Genomic DNA, 23,727 nt, shown 5'->3' on the forward strand with positions numbered 1-23,727 from the left:
CCGATGTCGCCGAGACCGGGGCGATCAGGACACGTCGCCGTACACCACGCCACGGCCGTAGCCGCCCAGGTAGACCCGGCCGTACACGTCCGGGTCGCCGATGATGACGGAGATGACGCTCCCGCCGAACTGGTGCTGGTCGTCGTTGATCCGGACCCAGGTCGAACCGCCGTCGATGGAGCGGAACACCCCGGTGACGCCCTTCAGCGTCCCGCTGAGGTAGAGAGCCTGGTAGGTGGCGCCCGGGGCGGGCTTGCCGAAGCCGACACCGTGCGCCTGCTGCACGCCGGCGAGCTTGTTGAAGCTCGCCCCGCCATTGGTGGAGTGCAGGAGTCCGTTGCCTCCGCCTGTGATCCACAGGTCACCGGCGACGCCCGGGGCCGCCTTGAGCTGTCCGTCACCCAGGCCGGTGGCCTGGGCGGTGAAGCTCTTGCCGCCATCGGCGCTGGCGTACAGGGTGCCGCCCTTGAGGGCGTAGAACGTGTTCGCCGACGAACGGTCGGCCACCACGGCCGAGTCCGCGGGCAGACCGGAGGCGGCCGTCCAGGTCGCACCGCGGTTCGTCGAGTGGAACGGCCTCTGGCCCGCGGGCGTCCAGACGACGGCGGCGCCGTCCGCCGAGACCGCCACGGCCCCGCCGCCCGCTCCGCGCACGGGTTCCCCGGCGAACGGCGTCCAGCCGGCCCCGCCGTCGGTCGAATAGGCGCCGTGCTGCTCGCCACCGAGACCGACCCGGACCACGAACCCCGGCTTCGCCTGGGCGAAGTCGATGCCGGTGGTGTTGGAGAACAGCGGTCCGGAGAGTGCTTTGGCGGGTACCTTGGTCAGGTCCTCGTGCCGGAATCCGCTGACATCGCCGAGCGCACTGATCAGTGGGAGGCCCGGGGGCTTGATCAGCCCGAGGACCGCGGTCTCCTCCAGCCCCTTGGCCGGGACCGTCCAGTGCGTGGCACCCCCCTTGTCCGCCGCGGTCACGTCGTTGCTGCCCCATATCCCCGACCCGGTGCCGTACAGCACGTGCCCGGAGTCGAAGGGGTTGATGGCCAGCGCGCCCATCCAGTGCCCGATGCCCGTGCCCACGTACGGCGCAGCGGAGTTGTCCCGCACCGAGGTCGCGCCGAGCGCCTTCCAGGAGGCGCCGCCGTCGGTCGACCGGTACACCTCGTCCGAGGGCCACCAGCGGTCCAGCGTGGTGACCATCACCGTGGACGGGCGCTGCGGATCGACAGCCAGCCCGGCGAAGCCGTAACCACCGCTGGACGGTGAAATGTTCTTCCAGGCCCCGGTGGACGGCGTGTACTTCCACACGGAACCGGCCGTCACACCGTTCGGGCCCGGGGCATTGGTGTACGTCAGATACAGCGAGCCGTCACCGGACAGCACACCGTGCTGCGGCAGCTGCCCTGTGGGCTGGCCGGACACGGCCTGCCAGCTGCTGCCGCCGTCGGTGGAGCGGTACAGCGAGGTGGTCTTGTCGGCCACCCCGACGTAGATCGTCCGGCTGCCGGCCGGGCCGAAGGTCACGAAGGACAGGCCGACGCCGCTGCTCGCACCGTCCTTGACGGGGAAGGCGGCGACCTGGCTCCAGGTCACGCCGTAGTCGGTGCTGCGCCAGAGCCCGTTCTTGCGGGTGCCCAGGTAGAGCGTGCCGTGGTTGGCGGGGTCCACCACCAGCCGCTCGCCCATGGACCGGCCGTCCTCGTTGCCGCCCAGTTTGAACGGCAGGTCGGTGCGCTGGAACGTCTTGCCCTGGTCGGTGGAGCGGAGGATCGCGCCGTTGCCCGCCCAGTCATTGGTGTAAGTGCCGCTCGCGAGGTACAGGCGGTTCGGGTCGACGGGGTCGGTCGCCAGGCTCTCGATCCCGAGCAGGTTCCAGTCGGATCCACCGATCCAGTCGGTCAACGAGGTCCATTGGGCGGCGGTCGCGTCCCAGCGGTAGGCACCGCCGATGTCGGTCCGGGCGTACAGCAGGTCCTTGCGGGCGGGGTTGAAGACCAGCCCGGTGACGAACCCTCCACCGACGATCTGCGCGTTGTGCCAGGTGTACCTGCCCGAGCCGGCCGCCTTCACCAGCTTCCACTGCTGGTTGGTGCTGCCCCGGTCGGCGTACTGGATGAGCGGCACCCCCTCGCCGGTGGAGCCGCCCCACACGTCCAGCACCATGCCGTTGCTCCGGGAGACGAACTTCACCGCCCCATCGCCCACGTCCTGCATCTTCCACTGCTGCGTGGCGGAACCGTGGTCGGTCTGCTGCTCGACGGCCGCCGCGGACTCCTTGGAAGCGCCGCGCACTCCGAGGACCTTGTGGCTGCTGCGGTTCTCCACCTCGTAGTAGCCGTCCCCCGCCTGCCTCAGCCGCCACTGCTGACTCGCGGCACCTGCCACGCGGCTCGCCTGCCGTATCCAGACGCCGTCCGACGTGTCCGCCCCCGGCACGTCGAGCACCTTGTCGCTGCGGACAGAGGTCAGCGTGTAGTAGGCGTCGGCATCCACCGCCGCGGCGTTCGAATCGGCCTGCACGAACAGCAGGTAGGGGCCGAGGACTCCAGGCACGCCCAGCATCAGGCCGATCGTTATCCCGCGCCGGCGGTGGCGCCCCCGCGTACGCCGCTCACCACCAGCCGCGGCCTTGCGCCGGCTGCGGCCGTCCGCCGTGGGATCCGTCTCGTTCATGGGGGCTACTCCTTGCTTCGGCCCTGCCCCGTACAACCGCTCAGGTCAGCGGTGCGCGGCGGCATGCGGCGGGAGATCGGGCGACCCGTGGGTGTGATCGCCTTCTGGTGTGCCCGTCAGTTGCCGCCGCTCCGGAAAAGGTTGCCGCCCGCCGAAGTCCGGTACCGGGCCACTGAGACCGCGTCGTTCCAGCGTCAGATCGCGGAGGGGGGAGGGCTGTCGCGTCCGTTCAGCAAGCCGGCCGACGTGCGCGGCGGCTCCCGACGGCAGGCTGGGCGAAGAGCTGAGACCTCATCGGAGGGACTTCGCCAGCGTGGTGGCGCCGTTGAGCAGGTGCTCCAGCGGCCTGCGGCGAAAGAAGCGGGACCAGGCCGCGGTGAACACGATGACTGGGCCGGAAATGGCCGGATCTTGGTGCGCTTGGCGTCCGGAGAGGTTCGTCTTCATCCTGCTCCAGCGCCTGATCGCCGGCCGTCGCAAGGTCTGACCGGCTTAAGGCGAGCCCGGCCTTGACAGGCTGATTGTTAGCGCTAACAATCCCCCGACGATGCCCGCGGCATCGCTGCGCCCTCTCGGGGCTCCGTACGAAGGATGTGAAGTGACCGTGACCCCTCCCCCCCCCTAGACCGCGGAGAGCCATGTCGTGGGTGTCGACTTCGGCACTCTCTCCGGCCGGGCCGTGGTGGTCCGCGTCCGCGACGGCGAGGAGGTCGGCTCCGCCGTCCACGTGTACCCGCACGGCGTCATCGAGCGTGAACTCCCCACCACCGGTCAGCCCCTGCCGCCCGACTGGGCCCTCCAGCACCCCGAGGACTGGCGCGAGGTGCTGCGCACCGCCGTCCCCGCCGCAGTGGCCGCGAGTGGCATCGACCCGGCCGCCGTCATCGGCATCGCCACCGACTTCACCGCCTGCACCGTCCTCCCCGTACGGGCCGATGGCACCCCGCTCGCCGAGACCAAGCTGGGCGTTCGCCCGCACGCCTGGCCCAAGCTCTGGAAGCACCACGCGGCCCAGAGCCAGGCCGACCGCATCAACCACCTCGCCCACCTGCGCGCCGAGAAGTGGATCTCCCGCTACGGCGGCAAGATCTCCGCCGAATGGCAGTACGCCAAGGCGCTCCAGGTACTCGAGGAGGACCCGGACACCTACGCCGCCACCGAGCGCTGGATCGAGGCTGCTGACTGGATCGTCTGGCAGCTCGCAGGCGTCGAAACCCGCAACACCTGCACGGCGGGATACAAGGGCATCCACCAGGACGGCCACTACCCCAGCGAGGACTACCTCGCCGCCCTGCACCCCGATTTCGCCGACTTCGCGCGCACCCGGCTGGAGCATCCCCTGTCGCCGCTGGGATCCCGGGCCGGCTCCCTCACCGCCGAGGCCGCCGCCTGGACCGGGCTGCCCGAGGGCATCGCCGTCGCCACCGGCAACGTCGACGCCCATGTCGCGGCCCCTGCCGCCCAGGCCGTCGAGAACGGCCAGCTGCTCGCCATCATGGGCACCTCCACCTGCCACGTCGTCAACGGCCCCGCCCTCGCCGACGTCCCCGGAATCTGCGGAGTCGTCGACGGCGGCATCGTGGAGGGCGCCTACGGCTACGAGGCCGGGCAGAGCGCGGTCGGCGACATCTTCGCCTGGTGGCTGCGCCAAGGCGTGCCGACCCACTACCGCACAGAGGCCGAAGCCACCGGCGAGGACCTGCACCAACTGCTGTCCCGCAAGATCGCCGACCAGCCCGTCGGCGGCCACGGCCTGGTCGCCCTCGACTGGATGAACGGAAACCGCTCCACCCTCGTCGACCACCACCTCTCCGGAGTCATCGTCGGCCTCGCCCTCACCACCCGCCCCGAGGAGATCTACCGCGCCCTGCTGGAGGCCACCGCCTTCGGCACCCGCACCATCATCGACGCCCTGGAGCAGGGCGGCGTCCCCGTCACGGAGTTCATCGTGACCGGCGGGCTGAAGAAGAACCCCCTGCTCATGCGGATCTACGCCGACGTGCTGCGCCGGCCCGTCTCCCTCGCCGAGTCCGCCCAGGGCCCCGCCCTCGGCTCCGCCATCCACGCCGCCGGCGCGCACCCGGACGTACGCACCGCGGCCGCCGCCATGGGCCGCGTAGGCCGCGGAGTCCACCAACCGGACACCGCGCGCGCCGACGCCTACGACCGCCTCTACGCCGAGTACCGCACCCTGCACGACCACTTCGGCACCGGCCCCGACAAGCTCCTCCACCGCCTCCGCGCCATCCGCAACGCGGCGCTCACCGCCCCGCGAACCGACCCCGAGGCCACCCCGGCCGCCCAGAAGAGCGAGGTCCGACCATGAGTTCCCCGATCGATCTGCTGCGCTGCCAGGTCAGCGACCTCCACCAGGAACTGGTCCGCTACGACCTCGTCGTCTGGACGGCCGGCAACGTCTCCGCCCGCGTCCCCGGCGAGGCCTTGCTGATCATCAAGCCGAGCGGCGTCTCGTACGACGAGCTGACGCCCCGGAAGATGATCCTCTGCGACCTGGACGGCAAGGTCGTCGAGGGCGACCAGTCCCCGTCCTCGGACACCGCCGCGCACGCCTACGTCTACCGCCACATGCCCGAGGTCGGCGGAGTGGTGCACACCCACTCGACGTACGCGAGCGCCTGGGCCACGCGCGGAGAGGCCGTGCCCTGCGTACTGACCGCCATGGCCGACGAGTTCGACGCCGAGATCCCCGTCGGCCCCTTCGCGCTCATCGGCGACGACTCCATCGGCCGGGGCATCGTTGAGACCCTCCGGGGCCACCGCTCACCGGCCGTCCTGATGAAGAGCCACGGCGTCTTCACCATCGGCAAGGACGCCAAGGCCGCCGTCAAAGCCGCCGTGATGTGCGAGGACGTCGCCCGCACCGTCCACATCTCCCGCCAGCTCGGCGAACCCCTGCCGAAAGCGCAGGACGACATCGACCGCCTCAACCACCGCTACCAGAACGTGTACGGCCAGCAGCCCGCTGCCCGCTAAGGAGACCCACGCCCCCATGAAGGCACAGAAGGCAATCCAGGGCCGCGAAGTCTGGTTCCTGACCGGCAGCCAAGGGCTGTACGGCGACGACACCTTGCGTCAGGTCGCAGAGCAGCCCCGCCGGATCGCCGACGCACTCGGCGACTCCGGCATCCCGGTGAACATCATCTGGAAGCCCGTACTCACCGACGCCGGCGCGATCCGGCGGGTCTGCCTGGACGCCAACGCAGACGACACCTGCATCGGCCTCATCGCCTGGATGCACACCTTCTCCCCGGCGAAAATGTGGATCGCGGGCCTGGACGCCCTGCGCAAGCCGTTGCTCCACCTGCACACCCAGGCCGATGCCGCACTGCCCTGAGCGTCGATCGACATGGACTTCATGAACCTGAACCAAGCGGCCCACGGGGACCGCGAGTTCGGCTACATCCAGTCCCGGCTCGGCGTCGCACGCAAGACCGTCGCCGGACACGTCAGCGACCCCTCGGTCGCTGCCCGGATCGCCTCCTGGGCCCGGGCCGCGGCAGGCCGCTCCGAGCTGCAGAGCCTCAAGCTGGCGCGATTCGGCGACAACATGCGCGACGTCGCCGTGACCGAGGGCGACAAGGTCGAAGCCCAACTCCGCTTCGGCGTCTCGGTCAACACGTACGGCGTCAACGACCTGGTCGCAGCCGTCGACGCCAGCGTGACCGAACTGGTCAAGGAGTACGAGGACACCTACCGCCTCGCGCCCGAACTCCGCGCGGACGGGGACCGGCACGACTCACTGCGCTACGCCGCCCGCATCGAACTCGGCCTGCGCGGATTCCTGACGGACGGCGGCTTCCACGCCTTCACGACCAACTTCGAAGACCTCGGCGGCCTGCGCCAGCTGCCCGGCCTGGCGGTGCAGCGGCTGATGGCCGACGGCTACGGATTCGGCGGCGAGGGCGACTGGAAGACCTCCGTCCTGCTGCGCACGCTCAAAGTGATGTCCACCGGGCTGCAGGGCGGCACCTCCTTCATGGAGGACTACACCTACCACCTGGAGCCAGGGCGGGAGTTGATCCTAGGCGCGCACATGCTGGAGGTCTGCCCGACCATCGCATCGGACGTGCCCTCCTGCGAGATCCACCCCTTGGGCATCGGGGGCCGCGAGGACCCGGTCCGCCTCGTCTTCGACGCCCGGACCGGTCCCGCCGTCGTGGTCGGGCTGGCCGACATGGGCGACCGGTTCCGTCTGGTCGCCAATGAGATCGACGTGGTCGAGCCCCTCGAACCGCTGCCGAACCTCCCCGTCGCGCGCGCCGTCTGGCAGCCGCGCCCGAACCTGCGCACTTCGACCGAGGCGTGGCTGACCGCCGGCGCGCCCCACCACGCCGTGCTGTCCAGCGCGATCGGGACCGAGGAGCTGGGCGACCTCGCCGACATCCTCGCCACCGAGCTGCTGGTCATCGACGCGGACACCACGATCCGCCGGTTCACCCAGGAGATCCGCTGGAACCAGGCCTACCACCGTCTGGCCCAGGGCTTCTGACGCAGACGGCGGGCGGGGGTCCTCCCGGGCCGCCGCCCTCTCGGTCCTCCCGAACCCGCCCCCGTCCCCCGAATCGGAGTGACGAACAGCCATGCCCGACGTGCCCACCCGCCTCGACGACGGTTCCCTGACGATCCGCCGCGAGCCGTACGCGACTCTCCCGGACGGGCGGGTCGTCGACCGCTGGGCCTTCGGCTCCGAGGGCGCCGTCATGGCGGAGGTGCTCAGCCTCGGAGCCCGGCTCCAGGCGCTGTACGCACCGGACCGGGACGGGCACCGCGCCAACATCGTGCTGGGCGGCGCGAGCGTGGCGGACATGCTCGGCGAGGCGAAGTACTTCGGGGCAACGGTCGGCCGCTACGCGAACCGGATCGCAGGCGGCGAACTGCCCGTCGAGGGCGCCGTCCACCGGCTGCGGACCCAGGGAAACGGCCACACGCTGCACGGCGGCCCCGAAGGCTTCGACGCGCGCATCTGCTCCGGACGCACGAAAGGCCGTCCTCTCATTAGCGAGAGAACGGCCTCCGACCTGCGTAAACGCTGGTCGGGACGACAGGATTTGAACCTACGACCCCTTGACCCCCAGCGCCAGGCCCACAATCAGGACATGTGGCGCTATTTGAGGGCGGAGAACGTGCATCAATGCGCGTGCCGTGCACCTGCCTGCAGCGGCACTGGTCCCCAACCAGTCGTCACCCCAAGGCGCCACTTGGGAGGTTCAGACGGAGCGAGTGGGCCCAGCACGCCCGGGCTTCCGGCCCGGTCCCCAAGCCGAGCGCAGTCCTCGCCCTGCGTGCAGGGGTACGTGAACCATTTTCTGGTTGATGGTCGACTGCCCGCTGGGACCCGGTCCTGCCCCGCGGAGGCCGCCGGAGAGTGAGGGGGTGCGGTCTCACTCCCCGGCGGGCGGCATCAGCAGTTGGGGTGCGTCGAGCGCCCCGCGAAGCGGTCCGCGAGCCAGTTCGCCACCTCCAGGGAGTGGGTGATCACGCCGCTGACGTGCTCGCCGACCCGCCCGACGCCGTACGGGATGAGCTCGTCGCCGAGCGCGTGGTACTGGTACACGGGCGCGGCCGGGGTGGTGCGCCCGAGCCTGCTCTGGTTCAGGCGGGCCTGCCAGTCGGGCTGCGCGAGCGGGTTGCGGGTCGTCAGGTCGGAGATCCGCTTGAAGGAGCCGGCGATCGCGTCGGCGTCCTGGCCGGCGGCGGCCATGAAGATCAGGCCGGAGCTGTAGGAGCCGTTGATGAAGTCGGCCACCTTCAACAGGTCGGCCGGGACGCCGCCCGTCGCCGTGCCCTTGACCTGCAACCGGTACGAGCCCTGCAGCTCGGCCACCCAGCTGCTGGCCTGGCCGCCCTGGGAGTAACCCATGATGCCGACCGTGGTGTTGGCGACAGCCCGGTCTCAGGAAGGCGGGTCGCGGCGCGGGCCGCGTCGAGCATCGCGTGGCCGGCGGAGGGGCCGACAGTATACGTGTGGACGCCCGGGGTGCCGAGGCCCTCGTAGTCGGTGACCACCACGGCCCAGCCGCGCAGGGTGAGCTGCTGGATGAGGTTGGCCTCCATGGCGGTGCCGTGCGGGAGGTTGATGCTCGGCGCGCAGGAGTCGCCCATGCCGACGGTGCCGACGGCGTACGTGATCAGGGGGCGCGGGCCGGTGCGGCCGTCCTGCGGGACGACGACGGTGCCGGAGACGACGTTCGGGGCGCCGTCGGCGGTCGTGGAGTTGTAGTGGATCTTCCACGCCTTGGTGTTTGGTGGGCTGGCCGGGCAGCGGGTGGAAGGCGGACGGCTCGCTGCTCACGATGTCGCCGGGGCGGGCGGTGGCCTGGCCGGCCCTCGCCCGCGCGGGCGGTGGCGGCTGGGACGGCGGCCGAGAGTGCCAGGGCGGCGATGGCCGAGCTTCGGACTGAGTTTCAGATGCGCATGGGGCGGCTCTCTCAATGGGTCCGGTGGGGGTAGGTAAGGAGAAGGTAGTGACCGACCAGTAAGAAGGTCGCTGACCGCACAGCTCACCTTTCCTGGCCGGGGAGCGCCGTCGCCCGCTCGCGGGACGATCTATGCAAAACCGCCCCCCGCACGGAGCGCAGCCGCTAAACTCCCCATACTCGAGCCGTTGACCAGGTGAAATGTTCGAAAGTCCGGCGGAGTGCTTGAACAGACGTCGTGGAAACGACTGGTGAGGGTGGTTCAGTTATGCCGGCGGAGCTGATTCGTTATGATCAAGGCCGCGTCTCGATGCATCCCGCGGTGGGGAATATCGCCACCGCGCTGAGCCCGCTGGCCGCTGCCGCGAACATCGTTTCTCAAATCGGCGCATGCATCGTCGAAATCAATCGGTTCAGGCTGGAAGCCAGATACCTCGCCGGGCAGCGCGAGGTCTCCTTGGCGATCGTCAAGGACCGGCAGAGGGCCATCGTCCAGCTCTTCGACGCCGAGAAGCGGGCGTCGATGCAGACGCACGTCGACCGCCGGGGCCTCATGGCCGGCTATCACCAAATGATCAGCAATTCCTGCGACATGCGGGTCTCCGAAGCGGAACGCACCCTGGCGATGACGATTATCCCGGTGCTGTCCGGCCAGATCGTCCAGGACCGGGCCACGGCCGGTGACAACCTAATCCGCTTGTGCGACTCCCTGGCGCTCGGCCAGGCGGAGATCGAGGTCGCGGCGTGGCGCGCGCTGGACCGCTGACGCGTTCGGACCGTCGGAAACAGGGGGTGGGGCCGGGTGGAAGCGGCAGCTCAGTGGCTGGCCATCGCCATCATCGTGCTGGCGGCCATCGCGTACGCAATCAAAGGGCTCGGCTGGCTCGTCGAGAACGAGCCCGTGTATCTGGTGCTCGGAGTCCTCGCGGTCGGTGCGATCGCCTATTTCTGGTACAGATCGGGCCGTCCGGCAACGTTGCGCGTTGACACCGGGGCCATGGTGACCCGGGCGCGCCGGTCCGAACAGTTGCTGGTCGAATCGCGGCGCGTGCTCGAACGCGAGGCAGATGCGCTCCAAAACCTGCGGTTCGAAGTGCGCGACGAGGTCAACTTCGAGGTCTACCGTCAAGCGCACCGCGAAAGCCGGCTCATTGCCGACCGCTGGTACGAGCACAAGCGGAGCGCCGTCGAAACTCGCAGGGAGATTTCGGCCGGCCTGAACAGACTGCGCGCGAACAAGCGCAGGCTGGACCGGATGTCCGGTGGTACAACGCGGCGCAGGAGATTCAGCCAGGAGGCGCAGGCGGTGCAATCGGTGATCGACAGCCTGAACCAGGCGCTGTCATCCCTCAGCGCCGAGGTGAGCCGGGGTGTGCAGAGCCTGGACGCCCACAATCGGCAGACCGGCAGGCTGCGCGATCACATCCGGGACCACTGCGGCCCCCGGGGCAGGCGCTGGTTCGAGCAGCTGCAAGCGAGAAAGAAGAGAGTCACCGGCACCGGCTGAGGGGTGCGTCAGTTCTGTGCCGTGTCGTCGCCCGCCTACACGGCACCCTCAGGTACGCCTGCCTTCTCGCGCATCTTGTGCACCAGCTCCGCCTTCCGGTCGGCCGCATCCTGGCGTCGAGGTTGCGGTGCGGACCGTTGTTCTGCCGTTCGGCGCGGGACAGCTTCTTGCGCTGGCCGCCGCCCTGGCCCACGGGGTTGTTGATGTTCTTGCTGTCGGTCATGGGTCTCCCGGTGGCGATGTGAAGTGCTCTACGGATTCATCGGTGCGTAAATCGGCGCCCGGAAGAACATGACAAAGACGTACCCGCTTCCGTCGGCCCCGCGCCTCGTCGACGCCTTCAGTGTCAGTGACTAGCCGCTGCCCTTGGCGCGCTGACAAGGGAAACCCGCTGGTCACGGTGGTCCTGGGCGGCGTGGCGGTCGCCGGTGGTCTCAGGCTGGAAGCGTCCATCTCCCTCCGACTCCCGGAGGCGATCCCCATGCGCACCAGCATCGGCCGCGGCCGTATCTACCGCAGCTGCGGCTGCAGAGAAGGCCATCGCCGTCAGCTCGGCACAGGCTGCCCTGATCTGGTCACCTCCAGCGAGCACGGCACCTGGAGCTTCGCCGTCGACGTCCCCACCCCGGCCCGCCGCCGCACAACGGTGCGCCGGGGCGGATTCCCCCAGCCAGGATGCGGCCGAGCAGGCCCTGCGGCGGTTCCTCGAGGGCGAGGCCAGCGGGTACAACGCGGACCCGAACCAGACCGTCGCCGCCTACCTGAACGCCTGGCTGGCCGCGAAGGCCCTCGTGCTGAAGCCGACCACGATGGCCCGCTACCGCGACTATGTCCGCAACGACCTCATTCCGGCCCTCGGCACCCTCAAGCTCGACCAGCTCGCCCACCGGCACATCTCGGCCTACGTCACCTGCCAGCTCGCCGCCGACCGCAGCGAGACCACCCTCTACCGCTGCCTGGCTACCCTCTCCAGCGCCCTAGGCGACGCCGTCCGCCAACACCGCCTCCCCCACCACCCGGCCAGTCCCCCCGTCCTACGGCAACCTCCGGCGCCGGAACGACGGATCTGGACGGCGGAGGAGGCCGCCCGCTTCCTCGTGTACTGCCACCGGGCCGATCCCGAGATGGCCGACCTGTTCGAGGTACTCATCGGTACCGGCCTGCGCAGGGCGAAGCCCTGGGCCTGCACTGGGACGACGTCCACCTGGGCGAGGGCGTGCTCTACGTGCGCTGCACCCTCTCCGCGATCGACAACAACCGCCTGGCCATCACCACGCCGAAGACCCGGGCCAGCCGCGGCTGGGTCGCCATCTCACCCCGCGTCGCCGCCGCCCTCCGGCACCGTGCACTAACGATGCCCCGAACACGCGGCGACCCTGACGATCCGTTCGCCGGACTCGTCTTCTGCCGACTCGACGGCCGACCGCTCGGACCACACCAGGTTCTCGACCGGCTCCGCCGGCTCTCCGCCGAAGTCGGAGTCCCCAGGATCACGGTCCACGACCTGCGCCACCTGGCCGCCACCATCACCATCACCGCTGGCGTGCCCCTCACCGTCGTCTCCAAGACCCTGCGGCACTCCACTCTGTCGACCACCGCCAACATCTACAGCCACCTCACCCAGCAGGCGGCCCGCGAAGCCGTCGACACCATCGACCACACCCTCACCGGCTCCGCGAGGCTGTCCGCCGACTCCGCTCCCCCGCGCCGCCGGCCTTCAGCGCTACGGCCGACCGGCCACAGACTGGACGTGCGACCACACTGCGACCACCATGGCTCCGGACGCACGAAAGGCCGCCCTCTCATGGATGAGAGAACGGCCTCCGACCTGCGTTTCCGCATGGTCGGGACGACAGGATTTGAACCTGCGACCCCTTGACCCCCAGTCAAGTGCGCTACCAAGCTGCGCCACGTCCCGATGCCCGCTGACCTGGGGTTTCCCCTGGATGAACGCGCAGGAGAACGATACCGCACTTCGCGGGGTGGTCGCGCGCACCTTTCCGGTCGCGGATCCGGGCCAGGAGCCTCTTGACCTATATCGCGCTTGAGGTTGCATGATCCACTCATGACACAGGCAACCGCGGACACGGTGTTCCGCTACGAGGATCTGGGCCGGCTGATCGGCCTCATGACCGGGGCCGAGAAGCACGGGCCCGCCGCCACCTCCACGCTCGACGCGCTGTGGGTGCTCTACGACCGGGTGCTGAGGGTGGCGCCCGGGACCGCCGAGGATGCCGGGCGCGACCGGTTCCTGCTGTCCAAGGGGCACGGGCCGATGGCGTACTACGCCGTGCTCGCCGCCAAGGGGTTCTTCCCCGTCGAGTGGCTGCCCGGCTTCGGCTCGTACGAGTCGCCCCTCGGGCACCACCCGGACCGCACCCTGATCCCCGGCGTGGAGATCGGCAGCGGGTCGCTCGGGCACGGGCTGCCGCTCGCCGTCGGCAGCGCGCTGGGGCTGCGCGCCCAGGGGCTGGCCGAGCCGGCGATATGGGTGCTGATCGGGGATGCGGAGCTGGACGAGGGCAGCAACCACGAGGCACTCGCGTACGCGGGCTCCGCCGGGCTGGAGAGGCTGCACACCGCGGTGATCGACAACGACTCCGCGACGCACGGCTGGCCGGGCGGGATCGCGGCCCGGTTCGAGGCCGCCGGCTGGTCCACGGCCACCGTGGACGGGCGGGACCACGCCGCGCTGCACGCCGCCTTCACCGCGCCGCACCCCGGCCGGCCGCACGTCGTGGTCGCCCGTGTCGAGAAGAAGCAGTAGAGAAGCAGTAGGGGAGCCGAGATTTACATGGACACCATGCGGGAACGATTCATCTCCGTCACGTCACGCCTGCTCGACGAGGATCCGCGGCTGGCCCTCGTACTCGCCGAGATCAGCATGGACGGGTTCCTCCCCGCCCAGCGGCGCCACCCGGACCGGGTGATCAACGTCGGGATCCGGGAACAGCTGCTCATCGGCGTCGGCGGCGGCCTTGCCCTCACCGGCATGCGGCCGGTCGTGCACACCTTCGCGAGCTTCCTCGTGGAGCGACCGTTCGAGCAGGTCAAGCTGGACTTCGGACACCAGGGCACGGGCGGCGTCCTCGTCAGCGCGAGCGCCAGTTACGACTGGCCTGCCGGCGGGTTCACGCACATGGCGCCGGGCGACGTGGCGCTGCTGGACACCCTCGACGGCTGGACCGTCCACGTCCCCGGACACCCCGACGAGGCGGAGGCGCTGCTGCGGCACGCCTACGCCGCGGGGGACGACAAGGTCTACGTCCGGCTCTCCCAGCAGTCGAACGCCGCGCCGCGCCCGGTGGAAGGCCTGCGGTTCCAGACCGTACGGGAGGGACGCGCCGGCGTGGTGGTCGCCGTCGGCCCGCTGCTGGACAACGTCCTCGCGGCGACCGAGGGCCTGGACCTGACCGTGCTGTACGCCCCCACCGTGCGTCCCTTCGACGGGGCGACGCTGCGCGCGGCCGCCGGGAGCGCCGGGAGCGCCGCCGCGGCCGATGTGGTCCTCGTCGAGCCGTACCTCGCCGGCACCTCCACGACCGCCGTGAACGACGCCCTGGCCGACACGCCCCACCGGGTGCTGGGCCTGGGCGTGGGCCGCGCCGAGCTGCGCCGCTACGGCACGATCGACGAGCACACCGCGGCCCACGGCCTGGACCCGCGGTCCCTGCGCGACCGCATCACCGGCTTCCTGCGTCCGCCGGTGCGATAGCCGGTGGAAACGCGGGCCGCGCCGATGACAGGCTCGCCCGCATGCCGCCCGCGCGGGCCGGCTGCTGGTCCACTGGAACGGGGTGCTGCGCGAGGTGGCGGCGATGCCGGCGGAGGCCTGGAACCGCTCTCGAATCCTGTCCTCGTCATCGCCGCAGCGGCGGCGCGGTCTCCGTGCCGCCGTGCGCTCAGCCCTCGCCGCCCACGCCACCCGTGCCGCCGTCGGCCAGTTCCGGATGGGCCGCCGCCAGCCGTTTCGGGGCCGCCTGTATCCAGGAGTCGATCAGGATCGAGCGCAGCTCCGCCCCGTCCTCCACCGCCTCCAGCCGGACCCGCAGCCAGGCGTAGTTGTCGTCGTGGCCCTCGCGTATGAAGAACTTCTCCGGCTCCGCCGCGATCAGCTCGGCCCGGTCCTCCTTGGGGCACTTCACCCCGATCGAGGTGTCGTCATCGCCCAGCGCGGCGAAGATCTTCCCGCCCACCCGGAAGGTCGGCATGCCCCAGGCCGGCTTCTCGCTGCTGTCCGGAAGCGACAGCGCGATCGTACGGACGTCCTGCGCGGTGGTGCCCATGCCACGACCCCTCTCCGGCCATCGGTGACCCCTCGTCCACGACCGTAGACCCCGCCACTGACATCCGCCGGGCCGCCGCGTCGCCGCGCCGGGCTACGCCATCTGCCGCCGGTCCTCCCGGGCATGGAGGAGATCCACCAGTTCCGCCGCCAGCGACTTCACCTTCGCGAGGCCCTCCGTGCCCCACCGGCGCGGCACCACGTCCACCCCGCACACCGTGCCCAGTACGATCCCCCGCCGGTCCGTCAGCGGCGCGCCCACGTACGAGCGCACTCCGCTCTCGTCCACCACCGCGTTGCCCGCGAAGCGCGCGAAGTCCCGTACGTCCTCGAGCACCAGTGCCCGGCGCCGCACCACCACGTGCGGGCAGTAACCGTGGTCGCGGGCCAGCACCCGCGCCGGGTAGGTGCTCGCCGGGGCCTCGGCCGCATGGTGCAGCCCGGCGAAGAACTGCCGTTCCTCGCCGATGAAGTTGACCCCCGTGTGCGGCGCGGCCAGCACGTCCGCGACGCGCCGGGCGAAGGCGTCCAGTTCGGCGTCCACCCGCTCGCCCAGGCCCAGTTCCCGCAGCCGGACGACGCGCGCGGGCGCCTCCCGGTCCACGGGCGTGAGCAGCAAGTGTCCGGTCGATTCGTAGTACGTCATGACGGTTCCCCCGACTCCGAAGACGAAGAGCTGACTGTGGCCGTGCACAGGAGATGACGGACGAGGGCGGCCAGCGTCCCCGTCCCGGAGCTGGTCAGGCGCGCGTCGCACCGTACGACGGGCACCTCGGGCCCCAGCCCCACCGCTTCGCGGACCTCGTCGGGCCCGTAGCGGTGACCGCCGTCGAACTCGTTGACGGCGACGATGAAACCGATCCCGCGCCGCTCGAAGAAGTCCACCGCGGGGAAGCAGTCGTCGAGGCGGCGGGTGTCGGCGAGCACCACCGCCCCGAGCGCGCCGGCGCACAGCTCCTCCCACAGGAACCAGAAGCGGTGCTGCCCGGGCGTCCCGAAGAGGTAGAGCACGTGCCGCTGGTCCAGCGTGATGCGGCCGAAGTCCAGCGCGACCGTCGTGGTGCTCTTGGCCTCGACCCCGTCCAGGGGGTCCGCGGCCTCGCTGAGGTCGCTCAGCAGCTCCTCCGTGCTCAACGGCTCGATCTCGCTCACCGCGCCCACGAAGGTGGTCTTGCCCGCCCCGAAACCGCCCGCGACCAGGATCTTCAGCGTCGCGGGAGCGGAACCGGGGGCGGGTGCGTCAGAGCCGTTTGTGTAGGCCATCGAGCACCGCCCGGAGCAGGGACTGGTCATCGGCGGCGAACGACCCGCCGCCCGGGAACCGCGGCGCCTGCGCCATGACGGCCCCGTGTTCCATCAGATCGGACAAGAGCACCTTCACCACCACCGCGGGCAGCCGCAGTTGCCCGGCCACCTCGGCGACCGTGACCGCCGCGGCGCCCGCGCACAGCCGGAGGGCGAGCGTGTGCTCCGCCCCCAGCGGTACGCGCGGCCGCACCCCGGTCGCGGTCACCAGCGAGAGCAGGTCGAGGGCGAAACCCGGCCGGGTCCGCCCGCCACTGGCGGTGTACGGGCGCATCACCCGGCCCGCCGAGTCGTCGAGCCAGGGTGTGTCCCGCCCCTTCGCGTACGCCCCCGTCGCGCGGCCCCTCATCGCTCCGGGTCGGCGACGGGCCGCCGCGGCGGGGCAGCCAGGTACGGCCGCACGCTCTTGACCAGCATCGCCATCTCGTAGCCGAGCACCCCGGCGTCGGCCTCGCGGTCGGCGAGGACCGCCAGGCAGGTACCGGAGCCGGCGGCCGACACGAAGACGAGCGCGGTGTCGAGTTCGACGACGACCTGGCGGACCTCCGCGCCGTTCCCGAAGCGGGATCCGGCGCTGCGCCCCAGCGAGTAGAGCCCGGAGGCCAGCGCCGCCATGTGGTCGGCGCTGTCGGCGTCCATGCCGTGCACGCAGGTCACCAGGCCGTCGGCGGTGAGCAGCACGGCGCTGCGCGTGTACGGGACGCGTTGCACCAGGCCGCTGAGCAGCCAGTCCAGGTCCGAGAGCCGACCGCCGGTCGTCGTCGCCACTTCGCCGCCCATGGGGGTGCGCTCCTTGCTGAGGTGAGGGGTCGGGGTCATACCTGGTTCTCCGACTGGGCGAGGCCGAAGCCCCGTTGGAAGGCGGCCATCAGGCCCGGGTCGTGTACGGGTTGCTCGGTGTCCGGGGCCCGCCGCGGAGCGGGAGCCTCGCGCAGCTGGGGCGCGAGGTGCTGCTGGGCCCGGCGGCGCGGCAGCTGCGGCCGGTCCGCGGCCTCGGGTTCGGACGGCACGGGCTGGGCTTCGGCCCCGGCTGCGGCCCCGGCCCGAGTGCCGGTCCCGGCCGGGGCTGCGGCTGCGGGCTCAGGCCCGGGCGCCGGCTCGGCCCACCGCTCCGGCAGGGCCGCCGCTGAAGCCGTGGCCCCGTCCCCGGCTCGGGGCCCGGGCAGCGGCACGGCCGCGCCTGCGGGCCGCTGCCCGGGCCCGGGGCCGGGCCCTGCGACGGCTTCAGGCCCAGGCCCGGACGCGGGCCAGTGACCGGGCCCGGCCGGCCTGGGGACAGCCCCCGGGGCGGCCCCGGGCCAGTCCTCCGGCAGGGGCTCGGCCGGTTCCGGCCGCGGCAGGTTCACCCGTACGGGCTCCAGCGGCGGCGGTGGCACCGGCGGCATCGGCATCGGCATCGGCATCGGCATCGGCGCCGCCTGCCCGGTCCCCCACGAGGTGGCGCGGGAGCCCCCCGCCGCATCGGCGGCGCTCGGCCCCTCCGCGCCCAGCAGCTCCTGCGGCAGCACCAGCACGGCGAGCACCCCGCCGTAGATGTTGGACTTGAGCTCGACGGCGATCCCGTGCCGACGGGCCAGCGCCGAGACGACGAACAGCCCGATCCGCCCGTCCGCCAGCAGATCCCGGACGCTGATCTGGTCGGGGTCGCCGAGCAGGGCGTTCATCCGGCGCTGTTCCTCCGCCGGCATGCCCAGCCCCCGGTCCTCCACCTCCACCGCGATCCCGGCGGTGACCCGTTCGGCGCGCAGCACCACGTCGGTGTCGGGGGCGGAGAACACCGTGGCGTTCTCGACCAGTTCGGCCAGCAGGTGCACCACGTCGGCGACGGCGTGGCCGCGTACGCTGCCGCCCGCCGGGGGCACGACCTTGACCCGGGTGTACTGCTCGACCTCCGCGACCGAGGAGCGGAGCACCTCGCTCAGGTCGATGGGCCGGGTCCACTGGCGCCGGGAGGCGGCGCCGCCGAGCACGGCGAGGTTCTCGGCGTGGCGGCGGATGCGGGTGGCGAGGTGGTCTACGTGGAAGAGCTCCTTGAGCAGGTCCGGGTCCTCGACCGTGTCCTCCAGCTCGTCCAGCAGCGAGATCTCGCGGTGGACGAGGGACTGCAGGCGGCGCGCGAGGTTGACGAAGACCTCGACCTTCCGCTCGCTGTCGGACGGGGTGGCCGGGCCGGCCAGCCGTACGAGGGTCTCGTGGGCCTGTTCGCGGGCGCCGCGCAGCTCCTGGGAGAGCAGCCAGAACTCGTCCACCCCCGCCGGGTCGGCGCCGGCCGGGGGCCCGGTTGGGCCGCCGCGCACCGGGCGGGGCGGGGCCTCGCCGCGCTCGAGCCGGTCTGCGGCGCCGCGCAGCTCCTGGCGGCCGCGCACGCTGGAACGGCGCAGCGCCTCGCACCGGTCCCGTACGGCCTTGGCGGCGCGCTGGGCGCCGAGCAGGGCAGCGGCGAGGGCTGCGACGAAGAGGAGGGCGCAGCCGGTGAGCACAGGCCAGAGCCGGGCGTCCCGGTCCCCGGCTCCCCCGCCGAGCTGGAGGGTGAAGATGACCGCGGCGGTGCCGCTGAGCCCGGCGGCGAGCGTGGGCAGTACGGCGGCCCGGACCAGCTGGGGGCGTGTCTGCCGGCCGGGACCGGTGACGGCGTGTCTCGACGGGGCGTGGCGGGCGGCGCGGAGTCCGGACATCGGCGTCCTCGGTACGTGGGGCCCGGCCCCCAGCGATCCCGGGGCCCGGTGTTGATCACCGAATACCCACGCTAGACCGCACCGTCCCGCCCCGGACGTCCAGTTGGGGAAGTTCGCGGGGGTGCTTCCCGCTCCCGGTGGAGCGCTCGTACAGCCGCCCGAATCCCCCGGGTCGCCTCCGGCGTGATCCCAACCTGGATCCGGCATGATCCCGGCGTGGGTCCGCCGTGGATCCGGCGGCCGGAACCCCGCGGACCTCCGCCGCCACCGAGCCGCCGGGGCTCAGGAACCGACGGCTTCCGGCTCCTCGCGGATCACGCCCGTCGCCCGGGCCGCGGCGACCGCGGCGACGGACACCTCCGGTGCGGCGTGGCCGCCCACCACGAACGGCCGCCACCACGGCTGGTCCGGAAGACCGGCGGCGCCCGGCTCGAAGGGCTGGCCCGGGATCGGCAGGGCGATCGCGGCTCCGACCCCCTCCGCCGCGGTGACGGTTCCCTCGCCCGGCTCGTCCCACGGGTGGGGGGCCAGGTTGAAGGTGCCCCAGTGGATCGGCAGCATCGTGCCGTGCGGGGTGCCGCCCTGGAGGTCGAGGTGGGCGCGCAAGCCCTCCTCGGGCGTCATGTGGATGTCGGGCCAGTACTCGGAGTAGGCGCCGATCTGGATCATCGTGGCGTCGAAGGGCCCGTGCTCGGCGCCGATCTCCTTGAAACCGGGGAAGTAGCCGGTGTCCCCGCTGTGGTAGATCCGGTGCTCGTCCCCCGCGACGACCCAGGAGGCCCACAGGGTGTGCTGCTGGTTGCGCAGCCCGCGTCCGCAGAAGTGCCGGGCGGGGGTCGCGGTGAGCGTGAGCCCGGCGATCTTGGTGGTCTCGTTCCAGTCCAGCTCGCGCAGCCGGTCGGCCGGGACGCCCCAGCGCTCCAGGTGCGCGCCGACTCCCAGCGGGACCGCGAAGAGCGTGTCCGTACCGGCCAGCTCCTTGATCGTCGGCAGGTCGAGGTGGTCGTAGTGGTCGTGCGAGATGACCACGACGTCGACCGGGCCCAGCGAGGCAAGCGGCACGGGCACGGGGTGCAGCCGCTTGGGCCCGGCGAAGGGAAAGGGCGAGCACCGCTCGCCCCACACGGGGTCGAACAGCACGCGTCGCCCGTCGATCTCCGCGAGCACGCTGGAGTGCCCCATCCAGGTGAGCCGCAGTCCGCTCGCGGGCGGCTTCGCCAGCTCCGCGAGGGTCGTCGGGTACACGGGGATCGGCGCCCCGGGGGTGCGCCGGACCCGCTGCTCCCGGTGGAAGTAGATCTTGGCGAACTCGGTCATCGACCCCGAGGGCCTGGTCCGGGCCCCGAGCGGGTTCTTGAAGACGCCGTCGGCGAAGTTCGGCGAGCGGTGGATCCGCTCCAGCCGGGCGCCGGACGGGTCCGCGCCGAAGGCTTCGGGCCGCAGGGCACGCAGCCGGGGACGCAGGGGACGGGAGCCGGTCAAGGCGCCTCCTGGGAGGATGGGGGTCGGGACGGTCGTCGGTCTACGACCATCCCAACGCACACATACCCCCAAGGATTCCGCTTACGGCCCTCGTTTCCCGTCTGCGGCGCTCCCCCCGCCCGTCGCTCCCCTTACAGGGGCAGCAGGTCCGGCCGCTTCGCCTCGACGTGGTCCCCGGAGGACTCGCCGCGCAGCCGCCGCCCGATCCAGGGCACCAGGTGCTCGCGCGCCCACTGGATGTTGTCCCGGGTCACGTCCACCGAGCCGCGCGGCCGCTGCGGCGGCCACGGCTGGTCGGGGTCGGCGGGCACCTCCAGTCCGAGCACCTGCGCGGCGCGCAGCGCCACCCGCGTGTGCCCCTCGGGCGAGAGGTGCAGCCGGTCGGTGTCCCAGGCCCGCCGGTCCTGTACGGACTTCAGCGACCAGAGGTCGAGCACCGGGCAGTCGTAGCGGTCGGCGATGGCGCGCACGTGCGCGCTGTACGTCGCCACCTTGCCCCGGAGGTGCTTGAGGACCGGCACACCCCGGGTGTCGAAGCCGGTGGTGATCATGACCAGGCCGACGGCCCCGGTGAGGTCGGCGACGGCGGCCTCGAACCGCTCCGCCACGTCGTCGGGGTCGCTGCCGGGCCGGATGATGTCGTTGCCGCCCGCGCAGAAGGTCACGAGGTCCGGGGCGAGCTCCTTGGCCCGCGGGACCTGCTCGGCCACGATCTGGTCGAGGAGCCGGCCGCGCACGGCCAGGTTCGCGTATCGGAAGTCGTGCTCGTCGCGCCGGTCGGCCAGGAGCACGGCGAGCCGGTCCGCCCAGCCGAGATAAGAATCCCCGGGTCCCGGGTCCCCCACGCCCTCGGTGAAGCTGTCCCCGATCGCCGCGTACGAGCCGATGGTCTTGAGTGTCGTCGTCGTCGCTGCCACGAAACGACATCCTTCACCCGAGCACACGACCTACGCCAACGTAAGCAGGGGTTGACGGACCGTGATCTATACCACCCGGGGGATAAGGAATAAGTACACATCAGGCCGGGACCCCCCTCGGGCCCCGGCCTGACATGTGTTCGTGCTCCGGCGGCGGCTGCCGTCGGTTGCGTCAGATGGTGACGCCCTTCGAGCGGAGGTAGTTCACCGGGCTGATGTCCGAGCCGTAGGACTGGGTCGTACGGATCTCGAAGTGGAGGTGCGGGCCGGTCGAGTTGCCGGTGGAGCCGGAGAGACCGATGCTCTGGCCGGCGGTGACGCTCTGGCCCACCGAGACGGACAGCGAGGAGAGGTGGCCGTACTGGGAGTAGTGGCCGTCAGCGTGCTTGATGATGACCTCGTTGCCGTACGCGCCGGCCCAGCCGGACGAGACCACGGTGCCCGCGCCGACGGCCTTGACGGTGGTGCCGGAGCTGGCGATGAAGTCGACGCCGGTGTGGTAACCCGAGGACCACATCGCGCCCGCGACCTTGTACTGGGTGGATATCCCACCGCTCACCGGGGCCACGAATCCGGCGGCGCTGGGGGCCTTCGCCCCGGTGGCCGAGCCGCTGCTCTGCGGCTTCTGCTTCGGCTGCTGGACGGGGGCGGGCGCGTCCTGCTCGCCCGAGGAGCCCTCGTCGGAGGCCGAAGAACCGGTCGAGGACCGCTCGGCGGGGGCCGGAGCCGGGGCCGGGGCTGCCTCGGCCGGAGCCTCGGCCTTCGCGCCGAGGGTCAGCTTCAGACCCGGGTGGATCAGGGAGGGGTTGGTGCCGACGGCCTCGCGGTTGTCGGCGTACAGCTTCTCCCAGCCGCCCGAGAGGTGCCGCTCCGCGGCGATCTTGGAGAGGTAGTCGCCGGGCACGACCGTGTAGACGGCCGGCGCGGCCTGCACGGCGGCGGCGGGCGCGGCCTGGAGCGAGAGCGGAAGCTGCGGGGCGACGGCGGGGGCCGTGGCCGGCGCGGCGGCCGGCGCGACGGCCGCGCTGGCGCCGGCGGCACCCATCAGGGGCAGCGCGAGGGCCGCACCACCGGTGCCGGCAACGGCGAGACCGCGGGAAAGGGAACGGGACTTGGGACGACGGTGCTTACCCTTTGCAGGCATGGCGAATTCCTCTCCGTCGCCGGCGAGGTGAGCTGTCGGGTTCGGACTGGAGATGTCCGGACGTACATGTACGGAACATGAACGACTTCACCCCTAGCCGTCCCGGAAGAAAGATCCGGAACAGCGGCTTACCTGGTTCCCCCGCTCCTGCCGCGCGCGTGAATAGTCGGGTGCGGTTTCCGGGAGGCGGCAGGATTAGGCGGTCCACCCGGATCGGTCGCGAACGTAATCGAATCCGGGCACAGGGAACAAGCCATGAATTTCCCAAAGGAATCACCGGGATGAGGAATCGGCGGAATTCCGGTCACCCTCTGTCCATTCCCCACCGTCAACAACCGCCCCGGCCGGGCCATTCGCCCTTCGCGATCAGGCACTCACGGTCACCGTATGATCTGGCTCACGGGGGCACGTCCGATCTCGCCGCCGGATATGGCAAGTTGGCGCCAAGTGGCTCAATTCGGACAGACGCCCCACGACGAAGCGGAGGAGTTCCTTTGACCCAGCGGATACAGGAGCCGGAACTGTCCGGAGTGCGCAATTTCCGCGATGTGGGCGGATTGCCGACTTTCGACGGACGACAGGTCAGGTCGGGACGACTGTTTCGAAGCGGACATCTCGCACATGCCACCGAAACCGATGCAGAGTTCCTCGCATCGCTCGGGCTCCACACCATCTTCGACTTCCGCAACAACGCCGACCACGCCCTGGAGGGGCCGGACGTCGAGCTGCCCGGCGTGCGGAACGTCAACATCCCGCTCTCGGACCCGGCCGACGGCCGGGAGTTCTGGAAGATGGTCCGCGACGGCGGCCTCGATCAGCTCCGCTCGATCCTGGGGGAAGGCAAGGCCGCGGCCCGGATGTCGAACGCGTACCGCGCGATCATCAGGCACCGCACCGCCGAGCACAGCAGGGTGCTGCACGCCCTCGCCGAGGACAGCGTCCCCGCTCTGCTGCACTGCGCGGCCGGCAAGGACCGGGCGGGCCTGTCGATCGCGGTCGTCCTGCTCGCGCTGGGCGTCGAACGCGAGGCGATCGTGGCGGACTACCTGGAGTCGAACGCCCCGCACCGCCGCTACCGGGTGCGGCGCAGCGGCGAGTCGCAGGAGGCCCGCTCCCCCGAGGTGATGGAGCTCCTCGCCCCGCTCTTCGACGCGCGCGCGGAGTACCTGACCACGGCCTTCGACACCATCGACGAGCAGTGGGGCGGACAGGAGCGGTACCTCGCGGAGGGCCTCGGGCTCACGCCCGAGACCCTCGACCGGCTCCGGGGCCGGCTCCTCGCCTGACACCCGCTCGTTCCAC

20 protein-coding genes, 1 tRNA gene, 4 pseudogenes and 1 riboswitch are annotated in these 23,727 nt (G+C 71.4%); of the genes and pseudogenes, 11 read left to right on the forward strand and 14 right to left on the reverse strand.

Annotation, left to right across the window (positions count from 1 at the left end; all coding sequences use genetic code 11):
• Positions 1–24 precede the first annotated feature (24 nt).
• Both JIW86_RS09310 and JIW86_RS09315 read right to left on the reverse strand, forming a co-directional pair.
• The gene (locus JIW86_RS09310) at positions 25–2,673 is read right to left on the reverse strand and encodes an RICIN domain-containing protein (protein ID WP_257553335.1); all 2,649 of its coding nucleotides are present in this window, start codon (positions 2,671–2,673) and stop codon (positions 25–27) included.
• A 291-nt stretch (positions 2,674–2,964) separates the two neighbouring features.
• Positions 2,965–3,120: a hypothetical protein gene (locus JIW86_RS09315; RefSeq protein ID WP_257559642.1), complete on the reverse strand. Its 156-nt coding sequence runs from the start codon at positions 3,118–3,120 to the stop codon at positions 2,965–2,967.
• A gap of 196 nt (positions 3,121–3,316) precedes the next feature.
• Here JIW86_RS09315 and JIW86_RS09320 point away from each other — a divergent pair, with 196 nt between their 5' ends.
• The 4 genes and pseudogenes from JIW86_RS09320 (at position 3,317) to JIW86_RS09335 (ending at position 8,063) form a co-directional block, all read left to right on the forward strand.
• Positions 3,317–4,999, forward strand: coding sequence for a ribulokinase (locus tag JIW86_RS09320; protein ID WP_257553336.1), 1,683 nt, complete (start codon positions 3,317–3,319; stop codon positions 4,997–4,999).
• Entirely contained in the window at positions 4,996–5,667 is a 672-nt protein-coding gene (locus JIW86_RS09325) for an L-ribulose-5-phosphate 4-epimerase (RefSeq protein WP_257553337.1), read from the forward strand. Before JIW86_RS09320 ends, JIW86_RS09325 begins: the two co-directional genes overlap by 4 nt.
• A gap of 16 nt (positions 5,668–5,683) precedes the next feature.
• Positions 5,684–7,183 (forward strand): annotated as a pseudogene (gene araA / locus JIW86_RS09330) (L-arabinose isomerase).
• Between the two features lie 91 nt (positions 7,184–7,274).
• Positions 7,275–8,063: a hypothetical protein gene (locus JIW86_RS09335; RefSeq protein ID WP_257553338.1), complete on the forward strand. Its 789-nt coding sequence runs from the start codon at positions 7,275–7,277 to the stop codon at positions 8,061–8,063.
• Positions 8,064–8,095: 32 nt separating this feature from the next.
• Here the strand turns inward: JIW86_RS09335 and JIW86_RS42150 are convergent.
• Positions 8,096–9,068: pseudogene (locus JIW86_RS42150) on the reverse strand (lipase family protein).
• Positions 9,069–9,378: 310 nt separating this feature from the next.
• On the opposite strand from JIW86_RS42150, the gene JIW86_RS09350 reads away from it, so the two are divergent.
• Together JIW86_RS09350 and JIW86_RS09355 are read left to right on the forward strand one after the other, a co-directional pair.
• Positions 9,379–9,876, forward strand: coding sequence for a hypothetical protein (locus JIW86_RS09350; RefSeq protein WP_202198724.1), 498 nt, complete (start codon positions 9,379–9,381; stop codon positions 9,874–9,876).
• A 36-nt stretch (positions 9,877–9,912) separates the two neighbouring features.
• Entirely contained in the window at positions 9,913–10,617 is a 705-nt protein-coding gene (locus JIW86_RS09355; protein WP_257553340.1) for a hypothetical protein, read from the forward strand.
• 35 nt (positions 10,618–10,652) lie between these two features.
• Here the strand turns inward: JIW86_RS09355 and JIW86_RS09360 are convergent.
• A pseudogene (locus JIW86_RS09360) lies at positions 10,653–10,840 on the reverse strand (DUF6243 family protein).
• A gap of 568 nt (positions 10,841–11,408) precedes the next feature.
• On the opposite strand from JIW86_RS09360, the pseudogene JIW86_RS42155 reads away from it, so the two are divergent.
• A pseudogene (locus JIW86_RS42155) lies at positions 11,409–11,465 on the forward strand (hypothetical protein); the annotation flags it as partial.
• A 368-nt stretch (positions 11,466–11,833) separates the two neighbouring features.
• Positions 11,834–12,496: a tyrosine-type recombinase/integrase gene (locus tag JIW86_RS09365; RefSeq protein ID WP_257553341.1), complete on the forward strand. Its 663-nt coding sequence runs from the start codon at positions 11,834–11,836 to the stop codon at positions 12,494–12,496.
• On the opposite strand, the gene JIW86_RS09370 is transcribed toward JIW86_RS09365, so the two are convergent.
• Positions 12,459–12,535: transfer RNA gene (locus tag JIW86_RS09370), tRNA-Pro, on the reverse strand. The two genes, JIW86_RS09365 and JIW86_RS09370, sit on opposite strands and share 38 nt — an antisense overlap.
• A gap of 147 nt (positions 12,536–12,682) precedes the next feature.
• Here JIW86_RS09370 and JIW86_RS09375 point away from each other — a divergent pair.
• Both JIW86_RS09375 and JIW86_RS09380 read left to right on the forward strand, forming a co-directional pair.
• Positions 12,683–13,384: a transketolase gene (locus tag JIW86_RS09375; protein ID WP_257553342.1), complete on the forward strand. Its 702-nt coding sequence runs from the start codon at positions 12,683–12,685 to the stop codon at positions 13,382–13,384.
• Positions 13,385–13,411: 27 nt separating this feature from the next.
• On the forward strand, positions 13,412–14,332 hold the full coding sequence (locus JIW86_RS09380; RefSeq protein WP_257553343.1) for a transketolase family protein: 921 nt from the start codon (positions 13,412–13,414) through the stop codon (positions 14,330–14,332).
• Positions 14,333–14,519: 187 nt separating this feature from the next.
• Here the strand turns inward: JIW86_RS09380 and JIW86_RS09385 are convergent, their stop codons facing one another.
• From JIW86_RS09385 to JIW86_RS09425, 9 genes are all read right to left on the reverse strand, one after another.
• The gene (locus tag JIW86_RS09385; RefSeq protein ID WP_257553344.1) at positions 14,520–14,903 is read right to left on the reverse strand and encodes an MmcQ/YjbR family DNA-binding protein; all 384 of its coding nucleotides are present in this window, start codon (positions 14,901–14,903) and stop codon (positions 14,520–14,522) included.
• A gap of 93 nt (positions 14,904–14,996) precedes the next feature.
• On the reverse strand, positions 14,997–15,548 hold the full coding sequence (locus JIW86_RS09390) for a GAF domain-containing protein (protein ID WP_257553345.1): 552 nt from the start codon (positions 15,546–15,548) through the stop codon (positions 14,997–14,999).
• Positions 15,545–16,165 (reverse strand): GTP-binding protein, encoded by a 621-nt coding sequence (locus JIW86_RS09395; RefSeq protein WP_257553346.1) that lies wholly within the window; start codon positions 16,163–16,165, stop codon positions 15,545–15,547. Before JIW86_RS09395 ends, JIW86_RS09390 begins: the two co-directional genes overlap by 4 nt.
• Positions 16,143–16,556 carry a DUF742 domain-containing protein gene (locus tag JIW86_RS09400; RefSeq protein ID WP_215142638.1) on the reverse strand — a complete coding sequence of 138 codons (414 nt, stop codon included), beginning with the start codon at positions 16,554–16,556 and terminating at the stop codon, positions 16,143–16,145. The genes JIW86_RS09395 and JIW86_RS09400 overlap by 23 nt, the downstream gene beginning before the upstream one ends.
• Positions 16,553–16,987, reverse strand: coding sequence for a roadblock/LC7 domain-containing protein (locus JIW86_RS09405; RefSeq protein WP_257559270.1), 435 nt, complete (start codon positions 16,985–16,987; stop codon positions 16,553–16,555). Before JIW86_RS09405 ends, JIW86_RS09400 begins: the two co-directional genes overlap by 4 nt.
• Before the next feature lie 35 nt (positions 16,988–17,022).
• A complete protein-coding gene (locus JIW86_RS09410) occupies positions 17,023–18,882 on the reverse strand; it encodes an ATP-binding protein (protein WP_257553347.1) in 1,860 nt (619 codons plus the stop codon).
• A 282-nt stretch (positions 18,883–19,164) separates the two neighbouring features.
• Positions 19,165–20,364: an MBL fold metallo-hydrolase gene (locus JIW86_RS09415; RefSeq protein ID WP_257553348.1), complete on the reverse strand. Its 1,200-nt coding sequence runs from the start codon at positions 20,362–20,364 to the stop codon at positions 19,165–19,167.
• A gap of 131 nt (positions 20,365–20,495) precedes the next feature.
• Positions 20,496–21,281: an SGNH/GDSL hydrolase family protein gene (locus tag JIW86_RS09420; RefSeq protein WP_215144456.1), complete on the reverse strand. Its 786-nt coding sequence runs from the start codon at positions 21,279–21,281 to the stop codon at positions 20,496–20,498.
• A gap of 172 nt (positions 21,282–21,453) precedes the next feature.
• Positions 21,454–22,425, reverse strand: a complete 972-nt coding sequence (locus JIW86_RS09425) for a LysM peptidoglycan-binding domain-containing M23 family metallopeptidase (RefSeq protein ID WP_257553349.1) — start codon at positions 22,423–22,425, stop codon at positions 21,454–21,456.
• A gap of 4 nt (positions 22,426–22,429) precedes the next feature.
• Positions 22,430–22,627, reverse strand: a riboswitch (cyclic di-AMP (ydaO/yuaA leader).
• A 292-nt stretch (positions 22,628–22,919) separates the two neighbouring features.
• On the opposite strand from JIW86_RS09425, the gene JIW86_RS09430 reads away from it, so the two are divergent.
• Positions 22,920–23,711 carry a tyrosine-protein phosphatase gene (locus tag JIW86_RS09430; protein ID WP_257553350.1) on the forward strand — a complete coding sequence of 264 codons (792 nt, stop codon included), beginning with the start codon at positions 22,920–22,922 and terminating at the stop codon, positions 23,709–23,711.
• The last annotated feature ends 16 nt before the right edge of the window (positions 23,712–23,727 follow it).

This window comes from Streptomyces sp. NBC_00162, assembly GCF_024611995.1.
In the GTDB taxonomy this organism is placed as follows: Bacteria; Actinomycetota; Actinomycetes; order Streptomycetales; family Streptomycetaceae; genus Streptomyces.